Raw genomic sequence first — 24,120 nt, 5'->3', positions numbered from 1 at the left:
GCCGACTCGGCTATCATTGGGGCGATTATTGACGAAAGAGTGGTGGGCCCGACAAGGTTCGAACTTGTGACCTCCCGGTTATCAGCCGGACGCTCTGACCAACTGAGCTACGGGCCCAACGCAAGAATGTATCCTATTACAGCCACAAGCCCCTGTCAACAAGAAATTACATTTCACCTTAGATTAATTTTGAATATGAACTATTTTTGAACTTCGTCTCATGGGGTACTATAACCGGTCAATAGAAGGGAATTCGCGTGTTGATTCGTATGGACATAAAGGCAATTGTTGTCGGCGGTGGCCCCATCGCTTCGTTGGTAACTCTCGCACCACGCAAACCCTCTGAGGGTCTTGCTACCGAGCTGCCAATACGTATTGGTGTAGTTGAAGCTACCTCTATTTCTATGGGTATTGCAGCTCACGAAATACGCCCTAAGACCCACGATCTTATGCTTTCGGTACTTGATCGCCTAGAAGCAGAACTGGTAGGGGTCGCTATCGTTGCTGTGCATGGAACTACTTTTTTTGCAAACCTCATGTTGCGTGACCATAACGGCCAAACTTTTGATGTGGACAGTCGGCCTTCTGATGCAATCGCTTTGGCTGTGCGCGCTGGGGTACCTATCTATGCGGATGATTCGGTACTTGCTACAGCAACAATGCCTGATTTTGACGCCGTAGAAAAAGAAGAAAAAACTCGTGAGCTTGAGGAATTCCATGACTTTGTTGAAAGTCTCTCCGCTGACGATTTCAACGAGTAAAAGCTTCTTTGCTGAGTAAAAAAGGAGCAAAAGGCACTTTTATCCCTTTGTGGCTGCGCATTTATACGTTGGATATCTTAAGCTTCAATTTTTCAAAGAACCCGCCTGACGTCGCTCGTGCCCGAAAGGCGGGTTCTACCCTATATAGTACAAACTATAAGCACAATAAAAAAGGGTGCCAAATAGACACCCTTAAAGCTTATTCTTCGTCGTCAAGAAGATCTTCGTTCAGCTGCTCTTCGCCACCAATGTCAACTGGTTCTTCATCGTCAGCATCACGTGCACCAGCCGCCGCTAAATCGAGTGTTGCCTGCCCTGCTACCGCCGCGCGAGCTGCTTTTTTCTTATGAGCAACCATACGGGCTACCGCAGAAATACGATCACCTTCAGCAAGGTTCATCACCTTAACACCAGTAGTTGCACGGCCCAGTCGCGAAACATCGGTTACCTTGACGCGAATCATCACGCCAGCCTCTGTCACAATCATGAGTTCGTGTTGAGGACCTACTACACGGCAACCCACCAGGGCACCCTTTTTCGCATTCATTGAGATGGTAAAGACGCCTTGGCCACCGCGATTGTGCAGCGGGTATTCCTTGATTGGCGTGCGTTTACCATACCCCTTCTCGGTGATAACAAAGAGATCTCCTTGGCCGTTGGAGATTTCCATACCCAATACCTTGGCTTCTCCACGCAGAGTAATACCTTTTACGCCAGCGCTCGCACGACCAGTAGGACGAACAACATTCTCATCAAAGACAATAGTTTTACCAAGGTCAGAGGTAAGAATGACCAACTCACCCTTACGAACACGACGAACACTCACAAGTTCGTCGCCATTCTTTAGGTTAATAGCAATCAGCCCGTCACGTCGACTGTTGTCGTAAGCACTCATAGCAGTCTTTTTAACCATGCCTGACTGCGTTGCAAACATCAGATACTCATCAGAGGGAAATGCACGACAGACCATAACAGCTGACAGGCGTTCACCCTCAGACAACGTCTTAATAACATTTGCCAAAGCAGAACCGCGCGACTGACGCGAGCCAAGAGGAAGTTCATGCACCTTAAAGCGATACACCTTACCTTTGTTGGTAAAGAACATCACATAATCGTGGGTTGAGGCAACAAACAAATCCTCAACGAAGTCACTTTCTTTAAGCGACAAACCCTGAATACCCTTACCGCCACGCTTTTGACTACGATAGGTTGCTACAGGCAAACGCTTGATGTAGCTACCGTGAGTAACGGTAACAACCATATCTTCTTCGGCAATAAGGTCCTCAACGTCAAGATCTTGAGCGCCTATCTGAGAAATCTGAGTACGCCGCTTATCAGAGAAACGATCGGAAATCTGACGTAGTTCGTCTTTGATAACGCTCAAAATCTTGTCATGGTGAGCAAGCAAATCTTCAAAGTAAGCAATACGACCACGAAGTTCCTCAATCTGGGCCACAAGTTCCTCGCGTGCAAGACCGGTCAAGCGGCGTAGACGCATTTGAAGAATTGCTTCTGCTTGGATCTCATCAATGCCAAAACGCTCGTGCATGCGAGACTTTGCTTCAGCATCGTCATGAGAGCTGCGGATAATATGGACAATCTCATCAATATTATCGACCGCAATAAGCAGACCCTCACGAATGTGCAAATCTTTGCGCGCTTTTGCAAGGTCATACTCAGTTCTGCGCGTCACTACATCAACTTGATGGTTAATATAGTGTCCGATAATCTGGCGCAGGGTCAGAGTACGAGGTACACCATCTACCAGCGCAATATTGATGACATTAAAGTTTGATTGCAGCTGGGTACGTTTGTAAAGGTTATTGAGAACAACCTGAGGCACCGCGCCGTTTTTGAGATCAAGAACGATACGCATACCCTTGCGGTTGGACTCATCGCGCATATCGGAAATACCCTCAATACGCTTTTCGTTAACCTGCTGGGCAATACGTTCTTGAAGTGTACCTTTGTTTACCTGATAGGGAATCTCAGTTACTACAAGGCGCTGTCGGCCGTTTTTACGTTGCTCAACATGAACCTTTGCGCGCACCGTAATTGTTCCTCGGCCAGTTTCATACGCATCATGAATACCATCAGTACCCATGATGGTGCCACCTGTAGGAAAGTCAGGACCTGGCAGTACCGTCATAAGTTCGTCAATACTTACGTCAGGATTGTCAATCATCATGCAGACAGCATTGGTAACCTCTGCAAGATTATGAGGAGGAATGTTGGTCGCCATACCAACAGCGATACCTTGACTACCGTTTACCAAAAGGTTAGGAAAACGAGCAGGCAAAACTGCAGGCTCTTGCAGTGACTCATCATAGTTCGGCTGAGAGTTAACTGTTTCTTTATCCATGTCGCGCAGCATTTCCATCGCGGCATAGGTAAGGCGGCTCTCGGTATAACGCATTGCTGCGGGAGGATCACCGTCGATAGAACCAAAGTTACCGTGACCATCTACCAGCTGCAGACGCATAGAGAAGTCCTGGGCAAGACGCACCATCGCGTCATAAATTGAAGAGTCTCCATGAGGATGGTATTTACCCATAACTTCACCAACAGTCCAGGCGGACTTTTTGTGAGGACGGGAAGGCACAATATGTGCCTCGTTCATAGCATAAAGAATACGACGCTGAACGGGCTTAAGGCCGTCTCGAACATCAGGAAGAGCACGGGCAACGATAACTGACATCGAATACTCGAGAAACGATGTTTTCATCTCGGTGGCCATATCAGCGGGTTTGAGTGTGCCACCATGAATATCTACCAAAGAAAGGCGTGTACCCGCCTCATCAGAGATGGTGGGATCAAGACCTGCTCCTCCACCAAGCGTTGGGGTGACCGATGGATTGTCTTCGTCATAATCTTCTACGAGATCAACGTCCTCATCGTTGTCTTCTATTTCTTCAATATTTTCATCCTCATAAGAATCATCGTTGGTCAAATCAACAAAGTCGTCCTCAGGAGGAGTGTTGTGATTATCTGCCATAAAACCTAGGCCTTTCTATCAGGCGTGTTTGGGTGTGGTTCTCTCAACGAGTCGTGTATTAGATGTCGAGGAACCTTACATCCTTTGCATGCGTCTGGATAAAATCCTTACGCTTTTCTACTTGAGTACCCATCAGATCGGCAACTGCACGCTCAGCTGCCATACCATCTTCGATAGTTACCTTAAGTAAAATGCGATTTTTGGGATCCATAGTGGTTGTCCAGAGCTGCTCGGGATCCATCTCACCTAAGCCCTTGTAACGCTGAACGGTATATCTGCTGGCATCCTCAAAATTACTTGCTTCAAGTGCTAATTCTTCATCAGTATAAATATACTTTCCGCGCTTTTTGCCCTTGGGCTTCAGCTGGTAGAGCGGCGGTTGAGCAACATAGATATAACCTGCATCAATCATAGGTCGCATAAAGCGGTAGAAGAAGGTAAGCAACAAAATACGAATATGTGCACCGTCAACATCAGCATCGGTCATGATGACAATCTTGTGATAGCGTGCCTTTGAAATGTCAAACTCAGGGGGTACGCCTGTACCAATTGCAGTAATCAAAGACTGAATTGTCTCGGAACTCAGTGCACGATGCTCTTGTACACGTTCAACATTCAAAATTTTTCCGCGTAAAGGAAGAACTGCTTGAATGGAGCGATCACGAGCCGATTTGGCAGATCCTCCTGCAGAATCGCCCTCAACAATAAAAAGTTCTGTCATCTCAGCATCGCGCACAGAACAATCGGCAAGTTTACCAGGCAGACTTGCACTTTCCAGCAGACCCTTACGTCGTGTTGCTTGACGTGCTTTCTGAGCAGCCATACGACCTTTAGCAGCTGAATTGGCTTTTTTAAAGATCTCTTTTGCTTGGTTTGGGTGTTCTTCAAGATAGTCGGCCATACCTTGAGAAACTACCCTATTAGTCAAAGTACGCATGTAAGAACTGCCAAGCTTTGACTTGGTTTGACCTTCAAACTGTGGGTCGGGAAGCTTGACCGAAATAATAGCCGTTAAACCTTCACGAAGGTCATTACCTTGGAGATTGGGTTCTTTGTCTTTGAGTAATTTATGAGAGCGTGCATAGTCATTTACTACCTTTGTGAGAGCAGTTCTAAAGCCTTCAAGGTGCATACCGCCCTCTTCAGTAAAAATATCATTTGCAAAACTCATCACGTGCTCGGAATAGCCTTGATTCCACTGAATTGCAACTTCTACCTCACCTTTTTGACTAAAAGGAGCATCTGGGTCAGATTGACCCTCGATATATATGGGAGTTGAACATCTCTCAAGCACTTTTTGCTCGTTGTTGAGATACTTAACAAAGTCTACAATACCGCCGGCATAGCAGAATTCCACAGTACGCGGCATTAATTCACGCTCATCTATCAAAACAATCTTGAGATTTTTATTTAAAAATGCCGTTTCTTGGAGACGATCACGCAGAGTATCAAAGTTAAATGTTGTGGTCTCAAAAATCATGTCATCAGGCCAAAAGGTAATAATGGTACCTGTGGCTTTGGACTTAGCTATTTTTTCCATCTTTTTGGTAGTCTTACCACGAGAAAATTCCATCTCAAAGATGCCACCATCGCGCTTAACCTGTGCAACAAGGCGCTTGGAAAGGGCATTTACCACAGAAATACCTACACCATGCAAGCCACCAGAAACTTTATAGGCATTGTTATCAAATTTGCCGCCTGCATGCAAAATAGTTAGAACAACCTCAAGGGTTGGCATTCGTTTTTTGGGATGATTGGCAACAGGAATACCACGACCATTATCCTCAACCGAAATAGAGTTGTCGGGATGAATGGTAACTTTAATTTTGTTACAAAAACCAGCCATCGCCTCGTCTACAGCGTTATCAACAATCTCCCAAACAAGATGATGAAGACCAGCTGTACTTGTCGTACCAATATACATACCAGGACGCTTACGAACAGCTTCAAGACCTTCAAGAATTTTTATGTCTGTTGCTTCGTAGTTGTTGGTGGTATCGTTTTTTTTGTTCGTGGGCACAAGTCCCCCTTCCAGGGTCGAGACATCCCTTTTATATTACTCCATTTATGTATGGTTTCTCTCAGGCTGGAAAGAAAATCTACTTATTTCTACTTTTACATAGTTCTTTTAGGCACTCAGATGCTCAGTGCTGCCTTGTTATTATCTTGTAAGGGTAAAAGGTCATAAAGGGGCAGTATCTGCCCTAAATCTGTTCAGCAGCTATATCCTCATGCCCTATTTTTTATCAGAAATGCAAGCATTGCTTGCTGTACTTTTTCTTTTAATTCTAGAGAAACTTCAGCTGTCACTTCATCTACATATGCAAGTTCAGATGGACTCGGTTGAAGAGCTGATTTAGCACTATATACACTTTTATTTTCTCGAGAGAAATGAGTTTCTGTCGAGCTTGTTCCTGCCACTCTTGAAAGACGAAAATCTATCTGAGAGACCTCAAAACCCCAATTGGCAAGACGTGCAAGATAGAGTTCAGTATTAGTCTTAAAATCTACGAGCAAAACATTTGAGTCGACATACACAACGAGTCGTGGTGCACACCCATGAGTGCGGGGTGGGGCTAAAAATACTGCTTTTGTGTGAGCACGTTCACGGTCACCGTTTGCTTCATTCCAAGCCTGGATTGCTCTCTTCAACTGACTTGCACGAGAAAATACATTCGCTCCCAATACTTGCTCAAGCAGATGACTAACCTCAGTAGGCTGAAACCGTGGATCTTCAAGACGAGCATATTCTTCATAGTTAGGATTCAAAATGAATAACCTCCGCTCGCTCGAGTAATTCATCGCTAAAATATCCCAGATTTGTCGTCGTAACGACCGTTTGAATATCATTTTGGACAAAGTTCACTACCGCTAGACGGCGCTTTTCATCAAGTTCACTCATCACATCATCAAGAAGTAAAAGAGGGGTCGATCCTACAATCTCCTTTGCCACTTCTACTTCAGCCATTTTCCAAGCAAGCACGACCGAACGTTGTTGACCTTGTGATCCAAAGCTACGTGCGGAACGTCCATTTATCTCAAACAACACATCATCACGATGAGGACCAATAAGAGTCTGTTGACGCCGGAGATCATCTGCTCGTGATTGTTGAAGCGCAAGCGTGAGTTTCTCCACTAATTCATTTCTTGTCAGTCTTTCCACTTTTAAATCATTATCTTCTTTTTGAAAAAGTGAAGAAATATAGTGACAAGACAGTTTTTCCCCATCAGAGATTTTTTTATAGATGGGAATCATTTTATTGCTAAGACGTTGAAACATACGGAGCCGTGCATCAAGAAGAGATGCTCCACCAAGAGCAAGTGAAGCGTCCCAAGCATCTAAGAGCGAAACATTAGGATGTATATCTTTGAGGAGACTATTTCTCTGCTCAACTGTACGTTGGTAGGCACTTAATAAATTGGCATATCCTACTGCTGCTTGCTTACCAAAATCATCCAATTCATCGCGGCGTAGGCGAGCAGAGCCTTTTATCAAAGACAAATCATCAGGATTAAAAAGAATAGACATAAGAGAGCGAGGCATATCCCCCGCTTTACATGCTTTATTGTTCGTAAAAAAACTTCGCCTATTTCTTTTGACCTGACACATTACATCGATAAGACGTCCATCACCTGTAAGCTCTGCAGCAATCTGTGCACTATCCATATCTTGTTTAATTAATTGTACAGGCATAGGTTTACGAAAAGAACAACCCGCTGTAAGCAACTGTAAGGCCTCAATAGTATTGGTCTTTCCTACAGCATTCGGTCCCACAAGAACCGTTACCCCAGGAGAAAAAATAAGTTCTTTTTCTTTAAAACTACGCCAATCTTGCAGTTTTAACCTATGTACTTTGAGTCCCACGTATATCCCTTAAAGTCTGACAGGCATCAAGAGATAGAGATAATTAATAGTGCCATAACTCTTAAAGACACCCGGACGCATAGAACCTTCAAGTTCTAAAGACAATGCATCATCATCGCCTACAGCACTCACACAATCAGAAATAAAGCGATGATTCAAGGCGATAGCAACATTTTCGCCTTCTGCTTCAACACTGAGCGTCTCGTGAGCCTCACCTTGATCAGGTGCAGATGCAGTCAGCTGCAGTATACCAGCGGCAACATCTACATCAAAGCGAACAGAAGGATTAGTAGTCGCCACCACTGATACCCTTCGAAGGGCTGCGTTGAGGCTCTGGGTTGAAAGTTTAAGTTTGGTGGTACAAGACGATGAGAGCAGCTGTTTATAGTTGGGGAAATTCCCTTCAATTCTGCGGGAAATAAAGGTAGTGGTACCAAAGACAAAAACTACTTGATTTTCAGTAGTACCAATCATCAACTTGTCAGTCATTGTGGGTAAACTTAATACCTCATGAAAGGTAGCTCCAGGAACGATAACTGAAAATTTTTCCTCTTCTGTTTTGATGTGAGTATCACAAACCGCTAAACGATATGAGTCAGTAGCTACCAAACGAATAGTGTTGTTATCAACTGTTAATTGAATGCCTTGCAAGATTGCACGGGACGTATCTCTTGACGCCACGCGATATACCTTGTTGACCATCTGACCTAAGGTATCACTGGGTAACTCAAGAGATTTTTGTAACTCAAATTCGGGAAATTCAGGAAAATCGGCAGGTTCAAGCGCATGAAGATTAAAATTCGAGCGGTTACAGCTGATAGTCAAACCATGCGGGGCTGCATCAAAATTAACTGCGGCATCTGGAAGATTCTTCACAATGTTTGTGAGCATCTTACCTGAAACAACTGTTTCTCCTGGCTCCTCAACATTAGCTGGAATCTTATGACGAATTGAAATCGTGAGATCCGTTGCCTGAAGAGTTAAGGTACCTTCTTCAGCTTTGAGATATATTCCCACAAGCACAGGGAGAGTTGAATTTGTCGCTAAACCTTTTGAGACTACTGAGAGAGCTGTATCTAATGCAGACTGACTAACCGAAAACCTCATCTCAAACCTCCCACAGCTGAGTACTTATATATCTATATAAAATAAAAACTAATAGCATTAGTAATGCTTGTAGAAAAGTCGAAAACCTCATAAGTTGGCAGCATAAAGCTCATTTTTTCTAGTTGTGGATCATAACAATTTTTCAACATCATCAACAGAAAAATACTTTGAAACCAACATGAGGCATTTTTTTGACTTCTTCAAACCTTTCTTTAACGTAGTTTTTTACAACCTTTTTTTATGCTTTGTCACTAATATCATTTTGGAGCGAGTCAACGCGGTCATGAAAAAGGCGATCTTTTGTTTTTATATCTTCAACCCACGCTATGGAGTGTTTGACCGTTGCATGAGTACGATTTCCGAATTTTTTGCCAATATCTGCAAGCGTGTTGTCTGTCATCTCCCTTGTGAGCCAAATAGCTACGTGACGTGGTTCCATCAATTCTTTATTTCGCTTTGAACCAACTAAATCCTCATGAGAAATATCGTAATAGTTTTCCACAGCTTTTTGAATGTGACTCACCGTGACAATCTTTTGCCCTGTAGGCCATTTTTGTTGAGAAGCACGAATAACATCTTCACGGCTGAGTGCTCCCCCGCGACTCTCTTTTTGATGAGCAAGCATGAGAAGTGACTGTACGAAACCTTTGATCAGTCGAATAGAAGTGCCGGCACGGTCAGCCATTAAACGACGGAGGTCTTCAGAAATTGTTCCATCCATACCCTGAATATGTTCTTCCGACGCATCAGAGCGCATACTCTCATAAAAGGCGTTAACGAGGTTGAGTTTGAGCTCATAGTCAGGTACCTGGATAGATACGGTGACACCTGAATCCATACGGCTCGTATCACGCTCATCAAACTTACTTTCACCCATACCAAGTTGTGAGGGACTGCGATCAGCTGCTAATACAATTTGCTTACCGTGACTTACTAACGCATTAAAGGTTTCAAAGAAGAATCTGATAGTACCTGCAGCGGTTTGCATATTTTGAATATCGTCAATGATAAGTACATCGACATCCTGATAACTACGGGCCAAAGCAGAGCGAGGAGGTGCAGAAGGATCGTTCATTGAGGTGCGGTAATCTTCAACAAACTGCGATGCTGAGCGATAAACACAAAGTCGCGTGGAATCGTTAGCAGCAATATAATTTTGGATTGCGCGGAGTAAGTGAGTTTTTCCTAAGCCACTTTTTCCATAAATAAAAAGCGGGTTGTAGCTCTTATTAATGCCATTTGCGACCTGCTTTGCCGCTTCAAAGGCCAAAATATTTTCTTCACCAGCGACAAAGCGATCAAAGGTGAGTTTTGAATCGGTTTCAGGGATATCCTCCGCCAAAAAATTACTTGGACGCGATTTTTTCTTTGTCACATCCGAAACATATTCTGACTGACTTGGGGTGATAGGAATCAAAGTAGGTTCTGGCTGAGCTTGGGAAAGATTAAGAGCTGAATTTTGGCGTGAGTTATTACGACCTAAATGTACGTCGAGCGTCATGGGTTGAAAAGCAGCAGCACTTAAACATTCTTCAATCAAAGCTTGTTCGCGCTCGATTTTACGGCGGGCAAAAGAAAGCTCAGTTTCGATGATAAGAGAGTCTTCAGTGAGATCTGCTGGGATGCAACTGCGTAACATAGCAAGAGTGGCTGCATTCATATCACGCTCTTTAAGGAGCGTAATGACATCAGCCCATAATGCCTCAGCATCAGTCATTTTTTCCTCAGTCATGAGTCCCCTGTCTAAAAAAATTGTTGAAAAGTACCGCTAGTATAGGCTAAAAAAGACGATTAACCCTCAAAATTGTTGAGAAGTCGGTGAGCTGCTTCAGTTAAGAGCCGTTTTTGGCCACCTCGCTGTTTATAAGTCAGACCACTTTCGTCAAGGGTTTGTAATTCACGTGACCAGGTAGAGACTGAGCGACCATAGGCATTTACCAAATCGGTAGGGCCTACGCTTTCATGAGTTTTTAGATATGCCAAGATGAGTTGTCTTCTATCCGAGATACGGGGATGAGGGGATGTAATGTCTGGCCTGCCATCCTGGACATATGCTTGTGTATAACCAGGATTTATCGGTGCTTGACGAATTTTAGGGCGAGAAAGATCTTCTTTACTGATAGCGGTACCCATAGAAATAGTAATTATAGTGCCACGCGCCATATTATCTTCTATAAGAAGAGATCCACCCTTATCCAAGAGATATTGTTGAACATAAGGCAAGCCAGAACCAACGCCACGAATATATTTTTTCATCTCATCAGTAGCCGATGTTGTGCCGTACTCCATAGCCCGCTCTTTTTCTTTAATGCCAGGCCCCTGATCAGAAAAGCGAATAGTATTACCACCAGGCAAAATAGAGATTGCAGGTTCAATGAAGTAGGCATGAATAAGGTTTTCAACAACCTCGCGAATAACCATAAACGGAATACTGCCACCCTGTTGATGGGAAAGTTGTGTTACCTCTTTTGTTATTTCTTCAAGATAAGCACGTACATCTGCGGGATCAACAATCACTACGCGTGGGGCCGCGGCCGCATCGTCATATACTGCTATCCGTGCAGGAAAATGCACTTCAGAGACAGAAAAAAACCCTTTTTCTTTAGGGTTTTGTTGGGATGGATTCGCAGAAGACTCCACGTTCTCCACGAATGGGTAGAACGCGTGTGACATATGCTCTCCAATCCTTATAGGGCAACAATCAACATTCTTTCTTCCATGGTTGAAAATTTTCATTCAAGAAAAAGATATGAAAGAAAGTTTTCATCAATTAAGAAACACTGTTGATAACCTCTTGTAATAAAAGAAATAATTGCTGAAAAATCATAGCATTTTGCAGATAGTTTTTCACCTTTTAGCACGTTTTTGGAATTTTTCTTTCAATATTTAAAAAAATTTTTCCTGAAAAGAAGTGCGCAATGCAAGGAATACTTGTGGTTTGTTTGACACAGGTGCAGGTAGACCCTACAATTTGAAAGCTCATTTAGTTTTGTCGATTTGGCCGCCTGGCCTTGGAAGGAACATCATGAAGCGTACGTATCAGCCCAACAAGCGCAAGCGCGCCAAGACTCATGGTTTTCGTGCTCGTATGGCTACCAAGGGTGGTCGTGCCGTACTCGCTCGTCGTCGTCTCAAGGGACGCAAGAAGCTCACTGTCTAATTACTGATGGATACCATCAAATCCAAGCAGGAATTTAGTACGGTGTTTTCTTCAGGTCGTCGTTATAAGGGCAGACTTGTAAGAATTACCGTCCTAAAGGGAGATGAAGGCGACCCATCTAAGGTCGCCTTTGTTGCAGCAAAACGACTAGGAAATGCTGTTCATCGCAATAGATGCAAACGTGTATTACGAGAAGCAGCAAGGCTTTGTGGTTTGCCTCGAGCAGGAGCTAAAGTAATTTTATTTGCTACTGACGCTACTGCAGATTCTCATCCTGCAGATATATCTCACGAGCTTTCAGGTCTACTTCGCAAGTCTGGAATATAAGGGATATCCATAATGAAAAGAGCAGTTCTTTTTATCATTGGTTTTTATAGGCGTTTTATCTCTCCCCTTCTCCCAGACGCATGCATATATAGACCAACCTGTTCTGAGTATGCGATGGTTGCTATCGAGCGTTATGGAGTTCTCAAAGGTGGATGGCTTGCACTGCGGCGTATTCTTCGTTGTAACCCCTTTTATAAAGGTGGATTTGATCCTGTGCCCTAAGCGATGCTCGGAGGAAATATGTGGGATTGGTTCGTTAGATTTTTGTACCAAATCTTGGACTCACTTGCCGGACTTACTGGTGACTGGGGTATTGCAGTAATCATATTAACGGTCATCATCCGTATTATTTTGGTACCATTGATGACCAAATCGACGGCATCTTCTGCAAAAATGCAAGCTCTCCAGCCGCTCATGAAGGACATTCAGGAGCGTTATGCGGATGACCCTGAGCGTCAGGCAAAGGAAATGCAGAAGTTTTATGCCGACAACAAGTTTAATCCGCTTGGAGGTTGTCTACCTATTCTTCTGCAGATGCCCGTATTTTTTGCTTTATTTACTGTGGCAAAACAGGTACCTAAGACAGCTCACTTCTTAAGTATTTTGCCGTCGCTTTCTGCGTCTGCAGCATCTACCTTGGCATCGGATGGTTCTTCAGCTGCAGCTATCTATATTTTCCTTGTGATTCTCTTTGGTGTACTAACGCTTGTACCCATGTTGATGAATGCGGGTAATACTCCCGAAGAACAACGCAACCAGATGATCATCATGGGAGTTGGTATGGCGCTCATGATGGTTTGGGTTGGTTGGGGTCTGCCTGCAGCAGTTATTTTGTACTATGACACCTCTGCTATTTGGCAAGTTGTCCAGCAGAAACTCGTGATGCAGCGAGTAATGGATCAGGTCAAAGCAGATACCCAAGCTAAACTTGAAGCTCAAGGCATTCAAAATAATATTTCGGTTGTGAGGCGTGAATATAAACCACGTCAACATAAAAAATCTAAGTAGTTTGCGGTATAGCCGTTTTGTTTCTAGGTATAGATTGCTGTTAATCCAGGTATTTTATTCTGGATAATTGCAGGAGGATTCAATGGAAGAAGAACTTGTGCAGAGCTTAGATACTATGGATCAGTATGCAAGTATCAAAGAGCATTATGAGAGTGGTAGTGCTCTCACTGAGTCCGAGCTAGATACTATCGCTGACATTGCAGTTGCCTATGTACGCAGTCTTCTTTCTTTCTTTGGTGAAGACCATGTCACTATTGACGAATATGAAGGTAATGAAGGCGAACTGATCTTAGATGTCAGTGGTGGAGACTTGGCAGTATTGATTGGACGTCACGGTAGGACACTCGAGGCTTTACAGTCTTTGCTTACCGCGTATCTCAGTAATGTTTTGCACTTTCATTACCCTGTAGTTGTTGATATTGAGGGTTATAAGTCTCGCCGTCGTGCAAAGCTACAATCTCTTGCTCATAATGCTGCGGCTCGTGCTAAGCGTCAGCATGGACGAGCTTCTCTACCCCCTATGTCTGCGTATGAGCGTCGTATCATACATCTCGCACTTGTTGCAGATCCTGAGGTTGCTACTCACTCTGAGGGTGATGACTTTGATCGCCATGTAGTTGTTACCTATGTAAAGAACGGAAAATAAAATCACTACGTATATAAAGCTAGTAAGACCCTTCTTCAGGAAGGGTCTTTTTTTATGGCACAATGTTTTTGATTACGATGAAACTTGAGGTTGTGACAATAATCCTTGTTGCAGAGATTTTTGTCATAAGATATGAGGCTTGAGATGACAGAACAAGATATTCAAATGCTTATACGAGAGGCACGACAATATAATGTGCAGCTGAGTGATGAAGAAGCTAAAAAGCTCCTAAAGCATCTTGAATTTGTTATTGAGAGAAATGAGTTTGTAAATCTCACCCGTATTGTGGATTGGCAGGAGGGTATTGATAAGCACATCCTGGATTCTTTAACTTCTCTTACTGTTCTCCAAAAGCTTGGCCTAACAAAGAAGTCTCACTGTTTAGATATTGGTACGGGAGCTGGTTTTCCTGGTATCCCGCTCTCAATCTGTTCTGAAGCTCAATTTACTCTTATTGATTCCACTACAAAGAAAATCAAAGAAGTACAATACTTTATTAACAAACTTGAACTTGATAATTGTTCTGCTCAGGCAGTACGAGCTGAAGAACTGGTTAAGAATCAGTCAGTCAACTTTGATTTTATTTTAGCTCGCGCAGTGTCTCAGCTAAGTACCCTTATAGAGTATGCATCACCTCTACTTTCTGAATCCAGTTATCTTGTTGTTATGAAAGCGGTACCCTCTGACAAGGAATGTAAAGCGTCATTCTATGCAGCAGATATATGTGGAATGACGTATGTTTCACGTGAAACATTTGCATTGCCTCATAGTGCAGGAACTCGTAATGTTTTTATCTATCAAAAAACAGGAAAAGCAAAACTAAAACTACCAAGAAATGTGGGAATTGCTCAACATCATCCTTTATGTCCAAAAGAATAAAAAGTAAGCGTTTCACGTGAAACAATTAAACAAAAAAGCTCAGATATCCATTACTATAGTGAGTGAAAAATATGTTTCACATGAAACAGTAGCACTTTAAACGAGCGCTAAATACAGATTAAAGGAGGAATAGTGCCTTTTAAAGATGTAAAAAGAGCTTTTCCTGATAGAGCCGCCAAGGTTCTAGCAATCATCAACCAAAAAGGTGGTGTGGGAAAATCTACCACTGCTGTTAATTTAGCAGCATCTCTTGGGGAACAAGGAAAAAAGGTATTACTTGTTGACTTAGATCCTCAAGGAAATACCACGAGCGGCTACGGTATTGAAAAAGATGACCTTACAGAAGATATCTATGATGCACTTCTACAAGATTTTCCTATTGAAAAGCTTGTACATGACACCGTTGAACCAAAAGTATTTCTCATTCCCTCAACAATTCAACTCGCTGGCGCTGAAATCGAACTAGTTTCAGCTATTGCACGTGAATCTATTCTTAAAATGATTCTTTCAGAGATAAAAGATGACTTTGATTACGTGTTTATTGATTGTCCTCCTTCGCTTGGCTTGTTAACCATTAATGCACTAGTTGCATGTGATTCATTACTCATACCTATTCAGTGTGAGTTTTACGCACTTGAGGGTGTTACGAAGCTTCTTGAGTCTATGAAGATGGTAAAAAGTCGGCTTAATCCAAATCTCGATGTTTTTGGTGTTGTAATGACTATGTATGACCGTCGAACAACTCTTTCAAACCAGGTAGTTGATGAAGTACGGAAATATTTTGGGAATAAAGTATTTAAAACGATTATTCCACGAAATGTTAAACTTTCCGAAGCCCCTAGTCATGGACTTCCTGTATCCATGTATGCTCACCTGAGCACTGGATCCCTTGCATATTCAAAATTGGCACGAGAGGTGGTGCGCCGTGGCTAGAAAGTCAGGACTCGGTAGAGGTTTAGAATCTCTTATGGGAGAAGCAAATGCAGAGGTTGGTACTATTCCAACAACGGAACTTCCCTTGAAGGATATAAAACCTAATAAGAATCAACCAAGAAAGAATTTCGATGAGTCTGCATTACAGGAACTTGCAGATTCAATTAAACAAAATGGCATTTTGCAGCCACTTCTTGTACGTAAAAAGGGAACTTACTATGAGATTGTTGCTGGTGAACGTCGCTATCAGGCTGCAAAACGCATAGGTCTTAAAAATCTACCTGTAGTTATCCGTGAGATTAGTGATGATGAAGTTTTTAAGCTAGCCCTCATTGAGAATTTGCAACGTTCTGATTTAAATCCTATGGAGGAAGCGCAGGGATATCGGAAACTTATAGATAGAGATGGATTAACACAAGAGGAATTAGGAAACATCCTGTCTAAGTCACGTTCTGCCATTGCGAATACTTTACGGCTTCTTGATTTACCAAAAGAAGTACAGGATATGATGGCAGAAGGATCGTTAACCGCAGGTCATGCGCGTGCGATCCTTGCGGTACCTAATGAAGACGGCAGGATTAGACTTGCTGAAAAAGTCGTAAAAGATAATTTGACGGTCCGTCAGACAGAAAGACTTGCCCCGCTCTTTTCTGGCACTACAGAGATAAATGTTGTGCATCGCCAACCGACACCTCAATCTTTTAAACGTGCTGCACGGCAGCTACGATTGGCACTTGATACGAACGTTAAAGTAAAGCGTGTCCGAAATAAAAATAAAATTGAGATAGAGTTTGCTTCCGAGGATGATCTAGCGCGTATCGTTGAGCAGCTGAGTCACAGTGCTATGGCGGGTGAAAATCATGAAGAAAGTTAAACTAAGAATCTTGACCTTAGGTATTTTTAGCATCTCTGGCTTTGCCGCTTATCAATTGCTATTAACAGCTGAAGCAAAAGAACAAGCAAAGAAAACGGTGAAAACAATAGCTGAGAGTTTTGTGCAAATAAAAAATTTGATAGAAGCGCGACAAGGAATTGTCGTCGAGGAGTCGTGTCCTGAAAATATAAAAAGAACCCAAGCTCAATGGGAAAAGCTTGGGTTCTAAATAACAGAACATATGTTTGTATAATCGGCCTATGGAGCGTTCTCTATAGGCCGTTATTTATCGTATTTTTGGCGTAGCTGTCCACACGCCGCATCAATATCGGCACCCCGAGAATTACGGATAGTTGCTTCAACGCCAACTTTGTTGAGAGCACGAACAAACTCTTGAGCACGAGCTTCAGACACAGGAGAAAAACGAGAGCCCTTAACTGCGTTGAGCTGAATAATATTGACATGTGCTAGGTTGTCACGACAAAAATCGCAAAGTGCTCCCAATTCAGCATCACTATCGTTAATGCCCTTAATAAGAGCGTACTCATAGCTAGGACGGCGACCAGTGCGATCAACATATTCACCCATAGCATCATAAAGACGCAAAAGTGAGTAACGTTTTACCTGAGGCATCAACATATTGCGAGTACTTTGGACTGCAGAGTGTAGAGAAACAGCCAAGGTAAACTGTTCGGGTTCTTTTGAGAACCTGATAATATTAGGGATAATTCCGCAGGTAGATACCGTTAAATGACGTGCTCCTATACCAGCACCATCAGGGGAGTTAAGCTTGCGCAAAGCAGCGAGGGTTGCATCGTAGTTTGCAAAGGGTTCACCTTGACCCATCATGACTACACTGGTGACGCGGCTACCAAAATCGTCGCGAACATGCATAACCTGTTCATAAATCTCAGCTGAGTGTAAGGAGCGTGTAAGGCCTGCTGCTCCTGTTGCACAAAAAGCACAGCCCATGCCACAGTCTGCCTGTGTAGAAACACAAACAGTAAGACGGCCGCGAGAAGGCATACCCACACACTCGACGGAGACCCCGTCAGAAAAACGCAGTAGATACTTACGGCTCCCATCACTCGAAAGTTGGCGCGCTATTACAGAAACACCACCAAGAGTGCAACGCTCTTTCAGTGCCTCACGTAAAGTCTTTGGTAAATTGGTCATTTCATCAAAATCATGGGCGTTTTTCTCCCAAAGCCACTCCTCAATTTGTTTTACTCGAAAAGAAGCTTGGCCTAGGTTTGTAAGCAATTCCTGTAACTCACTATGGCTTAGGGAACGAATATTCGTTTTGGTTATGGGGTCTTGCATGTTTTCTTGCCTCACAGCTTCGCTTGGCGCCGGTCGCTGGCTTAACAGGAGTATGCTCTTAGACAAACTGCCTGTCCGCAGCGCTTGCGTACGATGGCAGTCTAATGCAAGCGGGGCAGCGTGAGGGTATATGAGGAGCTATCTTCATGGATAAGAGAGATGTTTTGGATAGTCGAGTAGCAGTTCTTGCTGGTGGCTGGTCAGACGAACGAGAGATTTCTCTGGATTCGGGTCGTGCCTGTGCACACGCTTTACAACAAGCAGGCTTTGCCCGGGTTGAATTGTTGGATGTCGCCGAAGATGGATTTGTAGAGCGCCTATCACGTGGCGGTTTTGACGTTGCGTTCATTGCTATGCATGGTCGTTTTGGTGAGGATGGATGTATTCAGGGATTGCTAGAGATTCTTCATATGCCGTATACCTTCTCAGCTGTTCTTGCATCTGCAGTAGGTACCGAGAAAGACATGGCAAAAGACGTATATCGTTCGGCCCATATTCCTTGTCCTGAAGGTGTCGCTCTTGCACATAAGCTCATTCCTACAGAAGAACAACTGAATCAGCTGGTAGAAAAACTAGGCTTGCCACTTTTTGTCAAACCAGCCGCAAATGGTTCAAGCTACGGCATAACTCGCGTCATGGCCGCAAATCAGCTTGCTGCAGCTATTGAGCTTGCCGGCAAACAAGGCGATCGTGTATTGGTCGAGCAATGCATTGAGGGTATAGAGATTACCGTACCGGTCATTGGCAATGCACAAGCTCGCGCACTGCCCGTAGTCGAAATTGTCACTGGTGCTGAATTTTACGATCTCAAAGTCAAATATGAGCCATCCTCAATGCACCATGTGATTCCTGCTCGTCTTGAGGCGGCCGTCTATGCACGTGCTCAAGAGTTGGCTGTTGCTGCTCATAAAGCACTTGGTTGTCTAGGTGCGTCGCGCAGTGACTTTATTGTGCGTGCAGACGGTACCCCCATCATCCTTGAGACCAATACTATTCCTGGTATGACACAGACGAGCCTGCTGCCTGATTCTGCGCGTCATGGCGGAATTGAATTCCCTGATTTGTGCCGCTATTTTGTTGAGTTAGCCTTTGAGGCACATGCTGATATGACAAGCAGTAAGCAAGCGTAAGCAAGATATAAAAACTTGTAATAGAGCTGGAGCCTAGTGTGTCACAATCCCACGAAGAGCTTGTGCGAAACCTGTTAATCTCAGGTACCCCCGAGCGTATCGCACAGAAATACCTTAGCCTTGAAACGCGTGCCAAAAAGGCAAGCTTTGGTCTGCTCGAAGAGGATATGGTTGTACTTGATACCGAGACAACAGGGCTTTCTTTTCGCGATTGCGAGCTGATCCAGATTTCTGCGGCACGTATCTCGGGGCGTGAGATAGTAGAGCGTTTTGATACCTTTGTGCATCCCAAAAAACCTATTCCACCTGAGATTGTAAAACTTACGCATATCACAGCTGCTGATGTCGCTGACGCACCTCAGGCAAAACAAGCAGTCGCCGAGCTCGCGCGCTTTGTTGCAGGACAGCCTGTTTTAGCACACAATGCCGTGTTTGACCGAACCTTTATCGAGAAGGTTCAAGGCGGCTATCAGGTAAGTAATAACTGGATTGATACGCTTGCATTATCAAGAATTGCACTACCACGTCTCAAGTCGCATCGTTTACAAGAAATGGCAAAAGCGTTTGGTTGTGATGCAGTGACGCATAGGGCAACTGATGACGTTGATGCCCTCTGCGGGCTTTGGCGTATTTTACTTTTGGCACTTTGTGATTTACCAAAAGGTCTCTTAGCTTTTTTGGCAGACATGCATGAAGAGGTTGATTGGCAATACAGACCAATAATAAAACACCTATCTCTTGAGCAGGAGCAATCCTTTTTTCATCTTAAAGCTGCACGTATGGATTTGCTTGATAGCGAGTATGTGCAGCCACATGAAGATGCTGCAAAGCTGCTTGAGCTGCACTCACTTGAGGGGAAAGAGATAGAGGCTGTCTTTGCCAAAGGTGGAATTGTGCCACGGATGTATGACAGTTATGAGCAGCGGCCCGAGCAAATAGTTATGGCAAAAGAGCTGGCAGAAGCCCTGTCAAACTCTACTCATCGTGCTATTGAAGCTGGCACAGGAGTGGGTAAGTCCATTGCCTATCTCTTGCCCGAAGCGCTTTTTGCACAGCGTAACAATATCAGCATGGGTGTTGCTACCAAAACAAATGCTCTTACTGACCAGCTGATTTCTCACGAACTACCAGCGCTTGCAAAGGCTCTTCCCAACGGCTTGAGCTATACAAGTCTCAAAGGCTATGAACACTATCCCTGTTTGTTATGCCTTGATCGAGCCACAAGGGGTAATTTGCCTGTAGACGCCATGACTCAAGCTAACAAATCTACGCAGACAAGCGCTTCAGAGATGCTGACAGCGCTTGCAGTGACCTATAGCTACTCTTGTCAATCTCCTGAAGGGGATTTGGACTCTCTCGGTATACGTTGGCGTTTTGTCCCAAGACAAATGCTCACAACGAGCTCATCGCGTTGTTTACGTAATCGCTGTCCCTACTATCCTCATGAGTGCTTTGTTTTTGGTGCTCGCCGTCGTGCTGCAGCGGCAGATATTGTAGTAACCAATCATTCACTGTTGCTGCGTGACGTAGAGGCAGAAGGGCATATTTTGCCGCCTATTCGCCATTGGGTTATTGATGAGGCACATGGTTTTGAAGAGGAAGCTCGTAAGCAGTGGGCAAAAGAGGCTTCTTATGAGGAAATACGTACGTCGTTTGAATTGTTAGGCAACTCACGTACAGGAGTTATCAAAGCTTTATTAGCTAAGGCAGGACAATGCGAAGACCCTGCTTTGTCTATTCGTCTGCTTACAAAACTGTCAGCCATCGCAGCTCGTTCTGCAGTAACGATATCTGCACTTTTTGAGGCGCTTGCTACGCTGAGTCGTTCGGGAAATTCTACTGAAAGTATGTATGAGCGTACGAACATTTGGATTGATGAAAAACTACGTGCAGCTAAGCTTTGGAAAGAGATTGATGCGACAGGCACCATAGCCATCGACGCGCTTGATGAATGTGCACGAGCAGCAAAAGCAGCTGTAGATGTGCTCACAGCATCCGATGCCAAGGCGGGAGCTGAGCTTGCAGAAGCAGTGCGTTTTATTCCCGAGTTGTTTGAAACGCTCAAGCTTATTTTGGCAGGAGCAGACACCAACTATGTCTATTCAGTCGATCTACCCAGTCGCAGGCGCGATGCAGGAACCGAGCGTCTACGTGCAGAAAAACTTGATATTGGTGCAGATTTAGCAACAAGATGGCTTCCCGAGATGAACTCAGTGAGCTTTACTTCTGCAACAATGACCGTGGGTTCTTCTTTTGAGCATTTTAATCGTTCAGTAGGGTTCAATCGTATTCCCAACGCTGCCCATCGCGATGTTCAAATGCACTCAAGCTTTGATTTTGATTGCAATATGGCTGTTGTGGTAGCGCAAGATTTGCCTGCACCAAACGAGCTGGGCTATATTGAGCAACTCTGTGATTTGCTTTTTGATGTTCATCTAGCTATGCGTGGTTCGACACTTACCCTTTTTACCAATCGTCGTGATATGGAAGCGGTTTTTGATAAGCTCAAACCCCGTTTGGCGACTGAAGGTTTGGATTTGCGTTGCCAAGAACGAGGAAGCTCAACCAAGTATTTACGAGATAATTTCCTTAGCAATAAGCAGCAATCATTGCTTGCCCTCAGGTCATTTTGGGAGGGTTTTGATGCGGCTGGAGACACCTTGCGCTGTGTTGTTATTCCTAAACTACCTTTTGCTAATCCTCGAGACCCCTTAGTGCAAGAGCGCGATCTTCGAGAAGAGCGTAGCTGGTGGCGATATTCTCTACCCGAAGCCGTGTTAACCGTTAAACAAGCAGCGGGGCGACTTATACGTACAAAGAGCGATACAGGGGTAGTGGTATTAGCGGATTCGCGTCTTGTGAGTAAGCGTTATGGCAAGCAGTTTATAAACTCCCTGCCTTCCCATAATGTGCAACACCTTTCGACTGACAATGTGGGACGCTTTATTGAAACATGGCGTAAAACTCATGAGGACTACTGAGATTTTGCTTGCGAAAGCAGTTCTTTAGCACAGCGCCTCATAGCAGCACTGAGCTGGGCATTATCTGTCTTAACCTGATTTTTGCAGGCAAGAAGCCTTCGAGGAAGCCAGTTTGAATTTTTATACCAAGGAATACTCGCTCTTATTCGCGATCCGCGACGAGACTTAATCTTGAGCCCTGGCCAACTGAACAGATCAAGACAGTTTTGGTCGTTAAAAACCAGTTCAACCTGTTGTGGTGCAGTCTTCGGAATAATATTTTTGTCCCAGCTTCCTTCAGTAGTGACCGGCATGCTCATTCGGTCAACTCTAAACGAGCGTTCAGCCGCTTTATCTAAGTCAAAAGCATCAAGGTACCAACGTTGTTGCTTATAACGTAAAGCAAGCGGACCAACGTGGCGAGTACTATGCGTGGCAGCAGAGCCACTTATTGCTTGGTAGTCAAATTCCAGGGCGACCTGGGCAACAATGGCTTCAGAGATAGCGTCAAGACGCTCGGAAAAATCTTCTTTCAGAGGGACTGTTGTAGGAGCGCTGCTTGTTTGGGCACTCCCTTTAGGGTAGTACGCCTTGGTAATTTCCTTGCGTATAAAATCTTGGCCACTAAGCCCAATAAGTTCAAAAGCAGCATCTAATGCCTGAGCTTCTTGATGGGTGAGACGTAAGGGACGGCCATGGACCGCGCCAGAAAGGGGACTAAAAAGCTCAATCTCTCCTGTTTTAGTGCTGAGAAGGGGAAGTATTGTTTGAGAGTTCTCTCCGCCAGCTAACATGAGCAGTTTAAGGAGCGTTTGGGTTTGCGCAATTGATAGCCCTAAGCGTGAAGCGACTACCTGGACATTGAGACAATCACCATGTTTTGTGAGTGCTCCCGCAAGCGCTACCAGCGAGCGAGCTTGTTCCAAAGCAGCTTGGTGTTGCACAGCAGCCATTATGCGAGCGCCTCCTTAAGCAGTGTTTTCCAGCAGGACACAAGTTCGGAGGGCTGCTGAGGAATAAGACCTTCGGCTATACTCCAGCGCGCTGCAGCCTCAAGATCAGCTGCTTCTACCGTCCACACAAGACCCCGTTCAGTTGAGGTGTAGGTTCCATAGTTTTGAGCAGTACGTAGTGCCTCTTCTCCTGCAGCAGACCCAAAGAGCAACTGGATCTCAAAACTCTTGTTGCCAATTTGGAAGGGGAGTTTACGCCACTTAGCTACATTAAAGTTATGAGGGATATCATACGTTTTATTACGTAACTCATGAACCTTTAAAAATCGATCATCTCGGAAGATATGTGGCTCTGCAGCTGTTGGCGCTAGGTCTTCATCGAGGTCAGCGGCTACAAAATAGATATGGCCCCGTAAGCCAAATTCGCCATAAATAGCAAGAAGTCGTTCAGTTCTTTCACCCAGGGCTGATACATAGCTCACCTGAACTGGATGGTGTTGAGTTGCAGCATGCAAAAGTATATTGAGCTGCCTGTTTTGCTTGGTAGTAGTAAGAGAAAAACGAGCTGCAGAAACTTTCGAATAATCCGCATCTATCTTTGCTAAGGCATATCGGAGATCATTACTTTGAGGAAACTCTGAATCATCAGCGAGTTGTGACAAAGTCAAATCAAGCGCCAAGAGTTCATCGGGATACAAGCTGACTTCTGTTGCAAATGAAGCTTCATCTGCAACCCACCAACCCTTTTTAGCCTCGTGGAGCAGTAGCCCACACGCAAGCAGACGCTCGCGATCTCTATGAAACTGCCGTCTAAAACTTTCAGGAGAAAGTGTCGGGTAATACTCTTTTTGCACATAAGCAGAGCTGAGGGGAGCAGTTGCATTGGAAAAAGCAAGAACAAGCGAGAGTAGACGCCGTGCAAGCTCCTCATCTGCATTGAGTTCATACGAGGCGTTTTGCTCGTCCTGCTTCTGACTGTCATCAACTTCGTTCATAACGTTTTTCATAGGCGCACCTCCGCTCATATAAGCACCCTACCATGAGCCAAAAAATAAATGTGGTAGAGCCACAGAAAAGCTCTTTTGCTGTTTCTTTAGGGTATTTATTCCTGTGGTTCACATTTGTCAAACGCAAGGGGAGGTTTTTTCCTGTGTAAGACGTATAATTTAGGCATCAATGTGTATTCGTCACCCAAAAAG

At 44.3% G+C, this 24,120-nt stretch carries 22 protein-coding genes and 1 tRNA gene; 12 read left to right on the top strand and 11 right to left on the bottom strand.

The genetic code is table 11. The annotated features are described in order from the left end of the window. Positions 1-40 precede the first annotated feature (40 nt). Positions 41-117: transfer RNA gene (locus Q0X25_RS01355), tRNA-Ile, on the bottom strand. Between the two features lie 140 nt (positions 118-257). Between Q0X25_RS01355 and Q0X25_RS01350 the strand changes: the two genes are divergently transcribed. After that, positions 258-761, top strand: coding sequence for a bifunctional nuclease family protein (locus Q0X25_RS01350; RefSeq protein ID WP_367270367.1), 504 nt, complete (start codon positions 258-260; stop codon positions 759-761). A 199-nt stretch (positions 762-960) separates the two neighbouring features. On the opposite strand, the gene gyrA is transcribed toward Q0X25_RS01350, so the two are convergent. The 7 genes from gyrA to Q0X25_RS01315 all read right to left on the bottom strand — a co-directional run bounded on the left by gyrA (position 961) and on the right by Q0X25_RS01315 (position 11,368). Continuing rightward, the gene (gyrA, locus tag Q0X25_RS01345) at positions 961-3,756 is read right to left on the bottom strand and encodes a DNA gyrase subunit A (protein ID WP_298578574.1); all 2,796 of its coding nucleotides are present in this window, start codon (positions 3,754-3,756) and stop codon (positions 961-963) included. A gap of 58 nt (positions 3,757-3,814) precedes the next feature. After that, positions 3,815-5,776: a DNA topoisomerase (ATP-hydrolyzing) subunit B gene (gene gyrB / locus Q0X25_RS01340; RefSeq protein ID WP_298578573.1), complete on the bottom strand. Its 1,962-nt coding sequence runs from the start codon at positions 5,774-5,776 to the stop codon at positions 3,815-3,817. Between the two features lie 209 nt (positions 5,777-5,985). Then, positions 5,986-6,525 (bottom strand): hypothetical protein, encoded by a 540-nt coding sequence (locus Q0X25_RS01335; RefSeq protein ID WP_298578572.1) that lies wholly within the window; start codon positions 6,523-6,525, stop codon positions 5,986-5,988. After that, a complete protein-coding gene (locus tag Q0X25_RS01330; protein ID WP_298578570.1) occupies positions 6,515-7,621 on the bottom strand; it encodes a DNA replication/repair protein RecF in 1,107 nt (368 codons plus the stop codon). The genes Q0X25_RS01335 and Q0X25_RS01330 overlap by 11 nt, the downstream gene beginning before the upstream one ends. Before the next feature lie 9 nt (positions 7,622-7,630). After that, on the bottom strand, positions 7,631-8,728 hold the full coding sequence (dnaN, locus tag Q0X25_RS01325; RefSeq protein WP_298578569.1) for a DNA polymerase III subunit beta: 1,098 nt from the start codon (positions 8,726-8,728) through the stop codon (positions 7,631-7,633). Positions 8,729-8,966: 238 nt separating this feature from the next. Next, positions 8,967-10,460 (bottom strand): DnaA ATPase domain-containing protein, encoded by a 1,494-nt coding sequence (locus Q0X25_RS01320; protein ID WP_298578568.1) that lies wholly within the window; start codon positions 10,458-10,460, stop codon positions 8,967-8,969. Positions 10,461-10,519: 59 nt separating this feature from the next. Beyond that, positions 10,520-11,368 carry an ATP-binding protein gene (locus tag Q0X25_RS01315; protein ID WP_298578567.1) on the bottom strand — a complete coding sequence of 283 codons (849 nt, stop codon included), beginning with the start codon at positions 11,366-11,368 and terminating at the stop codon, positions 10,520-10,522. 385 nt (positions 11,369-11,753) lie between these two features. Between Q0X25_RS01315 and rpmH the strand changes: the two genes are divergently transcribed. The 9 genes from rpmH to Q0X25_RS01270 all read left to right on the top strand — a co-directional run bounded on the left by rpmH (position 11,754) and on the right by Q0X25_RS01270 (position 16,784). Continuing rightward, positions 11,754-11,888 (top strand): 50S ribosomal protein L34, encoded by a 135-nt coding sequence (gene rpmH, locus Q0X25_RS01310; protein ID WP_021625248.1) that lies wholly within the window; start codon positions 11,754-11,756, stop codon positions 11,886-11,888. A 6-nt stretch (positions 11,889-11,894) separates the two neighbouring features. Then, on the top strand, positions 11,895-12,215 hold the full coding sequence (rnpA, locus tag Q0X25_RS01305) for a ribonuclease P protein component (RefSeq protein ID WP_298578566.1): 321 nt from the start codon (positions 11,895-11,897) through the stop codon (positions 12,213-12,215). Positions 12,216-12,227: 12 nt separating this feature from the next. Then, the gene (yidD, locus tag Q0X25_RS01300) at positions 12,228-12,437 is read left to right on the top strand and encodes a membrane protein insertion efficiency factor YidD (protein ID WP_367270366.1); all 210 of its coding nucleotides are present in this window, start codon (positions 12,228-12,230) and stop codon (positions 12,435-12,437) included. Positions 12,438-12,455: 18 nt separating this feature from the next. Next, a complete protein-coding gene (locus Q0X25_RS01295; protein WP_298578564.1) occupies positions 12,456-13,223 on the top strand; it encodes a YidC/Oxa1 family membrane protein insertase in 768 nt (255 codons plus the stop codon). A gap of 82 nt (positions 13,224-13,305) precedes the next feature. Then, positions 13,306-13,869 carry a R3H domain-containing nucleic acid-binding protein gene (locus Q0X25_RS01290; protein ID WP_298578563.1) on the top strand — a complete coding sequence of 188 codons (564 nt, stop codon included), beginning with the start codon at positions 13,306-13,308 and terminating at the stop codon, positions 13,867-13,869. 144 nt (positions 13,870-14,013) lie between these two features. After that, the gene (gene rsmG, locus Q0X25_RS01285; RefSeq protein WP_298578562.1) at positions 14,014-14,748 is read left to right on the top strand and encodes a 16S rRNA (guanine(527)-N(7))-methyltransferase RsmG; all 735 of its coding nucleotides are present in this window, start codon (positions 14,014-14,016) and stop codon (positions 14,746-14,748) included. Positions 14,749-14,880: 132 nt separating this feature from the next. Then, positions 14,881-15,681, top strand: coding sequence for a ParA family protein (locus Q0X25_RS01280; protein WP_298578561.1), 801 nt, complete (start codon positions 14,881-14,883; stop codon positions 15,679-15,681). Continuing rightward, the gene (locus Q0X25_RS01275) at positions 15,674-16,555 is read left to right on the top strand and encodes a ParB/RepB/Spo0J family partition protein (RefSeq protein ID WP_367270365.1); all 882 of its coding nucleotides are present in this window, start codon (positions 15,674-15,676) and stop codon (positions 16,553-16,555) included. Before Q0X25_RS01280 ends, Q0X25_RS01275 begins: the two co-directional genes overlap by 8 nt. Next, entirely contained in the window at positions 16,542-16,784 is a 243-nt protein-coding gene (locus Q0X25_RS01270) for a hypothetical protein (RefSeq protein ID WP_298578560.1), read from the top strand. Before Q0X25_RS01275 ends, Q0X25_RS01270 begins: the two co-directional genes overlap by 14 nt. A gap of 53 nt (positions 16,785-16,837) precedes the next feature. On the opposite strand, the gene rlmN is transcribed toward Q0X25_RS01270, so the two are convergent. After that, positions 16,838-17,878 (bottom strand): 23S rRNA (adenine(2503)-C(2))-methyltransferase RlmN, encoded by a 1,041-nt coding sequence (gene rlmN, locus Q0X25_RS01265; protein ID WP_298578559.1) that lies wholly within the window; start codon positions 17,876-17,878, stop codon positions 16,838-16,840. Positions 17,879-18,024: 146 nt separating this feature from the next. Here rlmN and Q0X25_RS01260 point away from each other — a divergent pair, with 146 nt between their 5' ends. Together Q0X25_RS01260 and Q0X25_RS01255 are read left to right on the top strand one after the other, a co-directional pair. After that, positions 18,025-19,008 carry a D-alanine--D-alanine ligase gene (locus Q0X25_RS01260; protein ID WP_298578557.1) on the top strand — a complete coding sequence of 328 codons (984 nt, stop codon included), beginning with the start codon at positions 18,025-18,027 and terminating at the stop codon, positions 19,006-19,008. A gap of 38 nt (positions 19,009-19,046) precedes the next feature. Next, the gene (locus Q0X25_RS01255; RefSeq protein WP_298578555.1) at positions 19,047-21,989 is read left to right on the top strand and encodes a helicase C-terminal domain-containing protein; all 2,943 of its coding nucleotides are present in this window, start codon (positions 19,047-19,049) and stop codon (positions 21,987-21,989) included. Here Q0X25_RS01255 and Q0X25_RS01250 read toward each other — a convergent pair. Both Q0X25_RS01250 and Q0X25_RS01245 read right to left on the bottom strand, forming a co-directional pair. Then, positions 21,983-22,921, bottom strand: coding sequence for a YafY family protein (locus Q0X25_RS01250; RefSeq protein ID WP_298578553.1), 939 nt, complete (start codon positions 22,919-22,921; stop codon positions 21,983-21,985). The two genes, Q0X25_RS01255 and Q0X25_RS01250, sit on opposite strands and share 7 nt — an antisense overlap. Further along, positions 22,921-23,928, bottom strand: a complete 1,008-nt coding sequence (locus Q0X25_RS01245) for a YafY family protein (RefSeq protein WP_298578552.1) — start codon at positions 23,926-23,928, stop codon at positions 22,921-22,923. Before Q0X25_RS01245 ends, Q0X25_RS01250 begins: the two co-directional genes overlap by 1 nt. Between the last annotated feature and the right edge of the window lie 192 nt (positions 23,929-24,120).

It is taken from the genome of uncultured Olegusella sp., from assembly GCF_947253395.1.
Taxonomy (GTDB): Bacteria; Actinomycetota; Coriobacteriia; order Coriobacteriales; family Atopobiaceae; genus Olegusella.
The sequence above is the reverse complement of the archived record's forward strand: the minus strand, read 5'-3'. Positions and strand labels throughout refer to the sequence as shown.

Bases quoted from the DNA above. Each gene is read 5' to 3' on its own strand.
- gyrA (WP_298578574.1), bottom strand. From the start codon at position 3,756: ATGGCAGATAATCACAACACTCCTCCTGAGGACGACTTTGTTGATTTG.
- dnaN (WP_298578569.1), bottom strand. From the start codon at position 8,728: ATGAGGTTTTCGGTTAGTCAGTCTGCATTAGATACAGCTCTCTCAGTA.
- Q0X25_RS01320 (WP_298578568.1), bottom strand. From the start codon at position 10,460: ATGACTGAGGAAAAAATGACTGATGCTGAGGCATTATGGGCTGATGTC.
- rpmH (WP_021625248.1), top strand. From the start codon at position 11,754: ATGAAGCGTACGTATCAGCCCAACAAGCGCAAGCGCGCCAAGACTCAT.
- rnpA (WP_298578566.1), top strand. From the start codon at position 11,895: ATGGATACCATCAAATCCAAGCAGGAATTTAGTACGGTGTTTTCTTCA.
- yidD (WP_367270366.1), top strand. From the start codon at position 12,228: ATGAAAAGAGCAGTTCTTTTTATCATTGGTTTTTATAGGCGTTTTATC.
- Q0X25_RS01295 (WP_298578564.1), top strand. From the start codon at position 12,456: ATGTGGGATTGGTTCGTTAGATTTTTGTACCAAATCTTGGACTCACTT.
- Q0X25_RS01290 (WP_298578563.1), top strand. From the start codon at position 13,306: ATGGAAGAAGAACTTGTGCAGAGCTTAGATACTATGGATCAGTATGCA.
- rsmG (WP_298578562.1), top strand. From the start codon at position 14,014: ATGACAGAACAAGATATTCAAATGCTTATACGAGAGGCACGACAATAT.
- Q0X25_RS01270 (WP_298578560.1), top strand. From the start codon at position 16,542: ATGAAGAAAGTTAAACTAAGAATCTTGACCTTAGGTATTTTTAGCATC.
- rlmN (WP_298578559.1), bottom strand. From the start codon at position 17,878: ATGCAAGACCCCATAACCAAAACGAATATTCGTTCCCTAAGCCATAGT.
- Q0X25_RS01260 (WP_298578557.1), top strand. From the start codon at position 18,025: ATGGATAAGAGAGATGTTTTGGATAGTCGAGTAGCAGTTCTTGCTGGT.
- Q0X25_RS01250 (WP_298578553.1), bottom strand. From the start codon at position 22,921: ATGGCTGCTGTGCAACACCAAGCTGCTTTGGAACAAGCTCGCTCGCTG.
- Q0X25_RS01245 (WP_298578552.1), bottom strand. From the start codon at position 23,928: ATGAAAAACGTTATGAACGAAGTTGATGACAGTCAGAAGCAGGACGAG.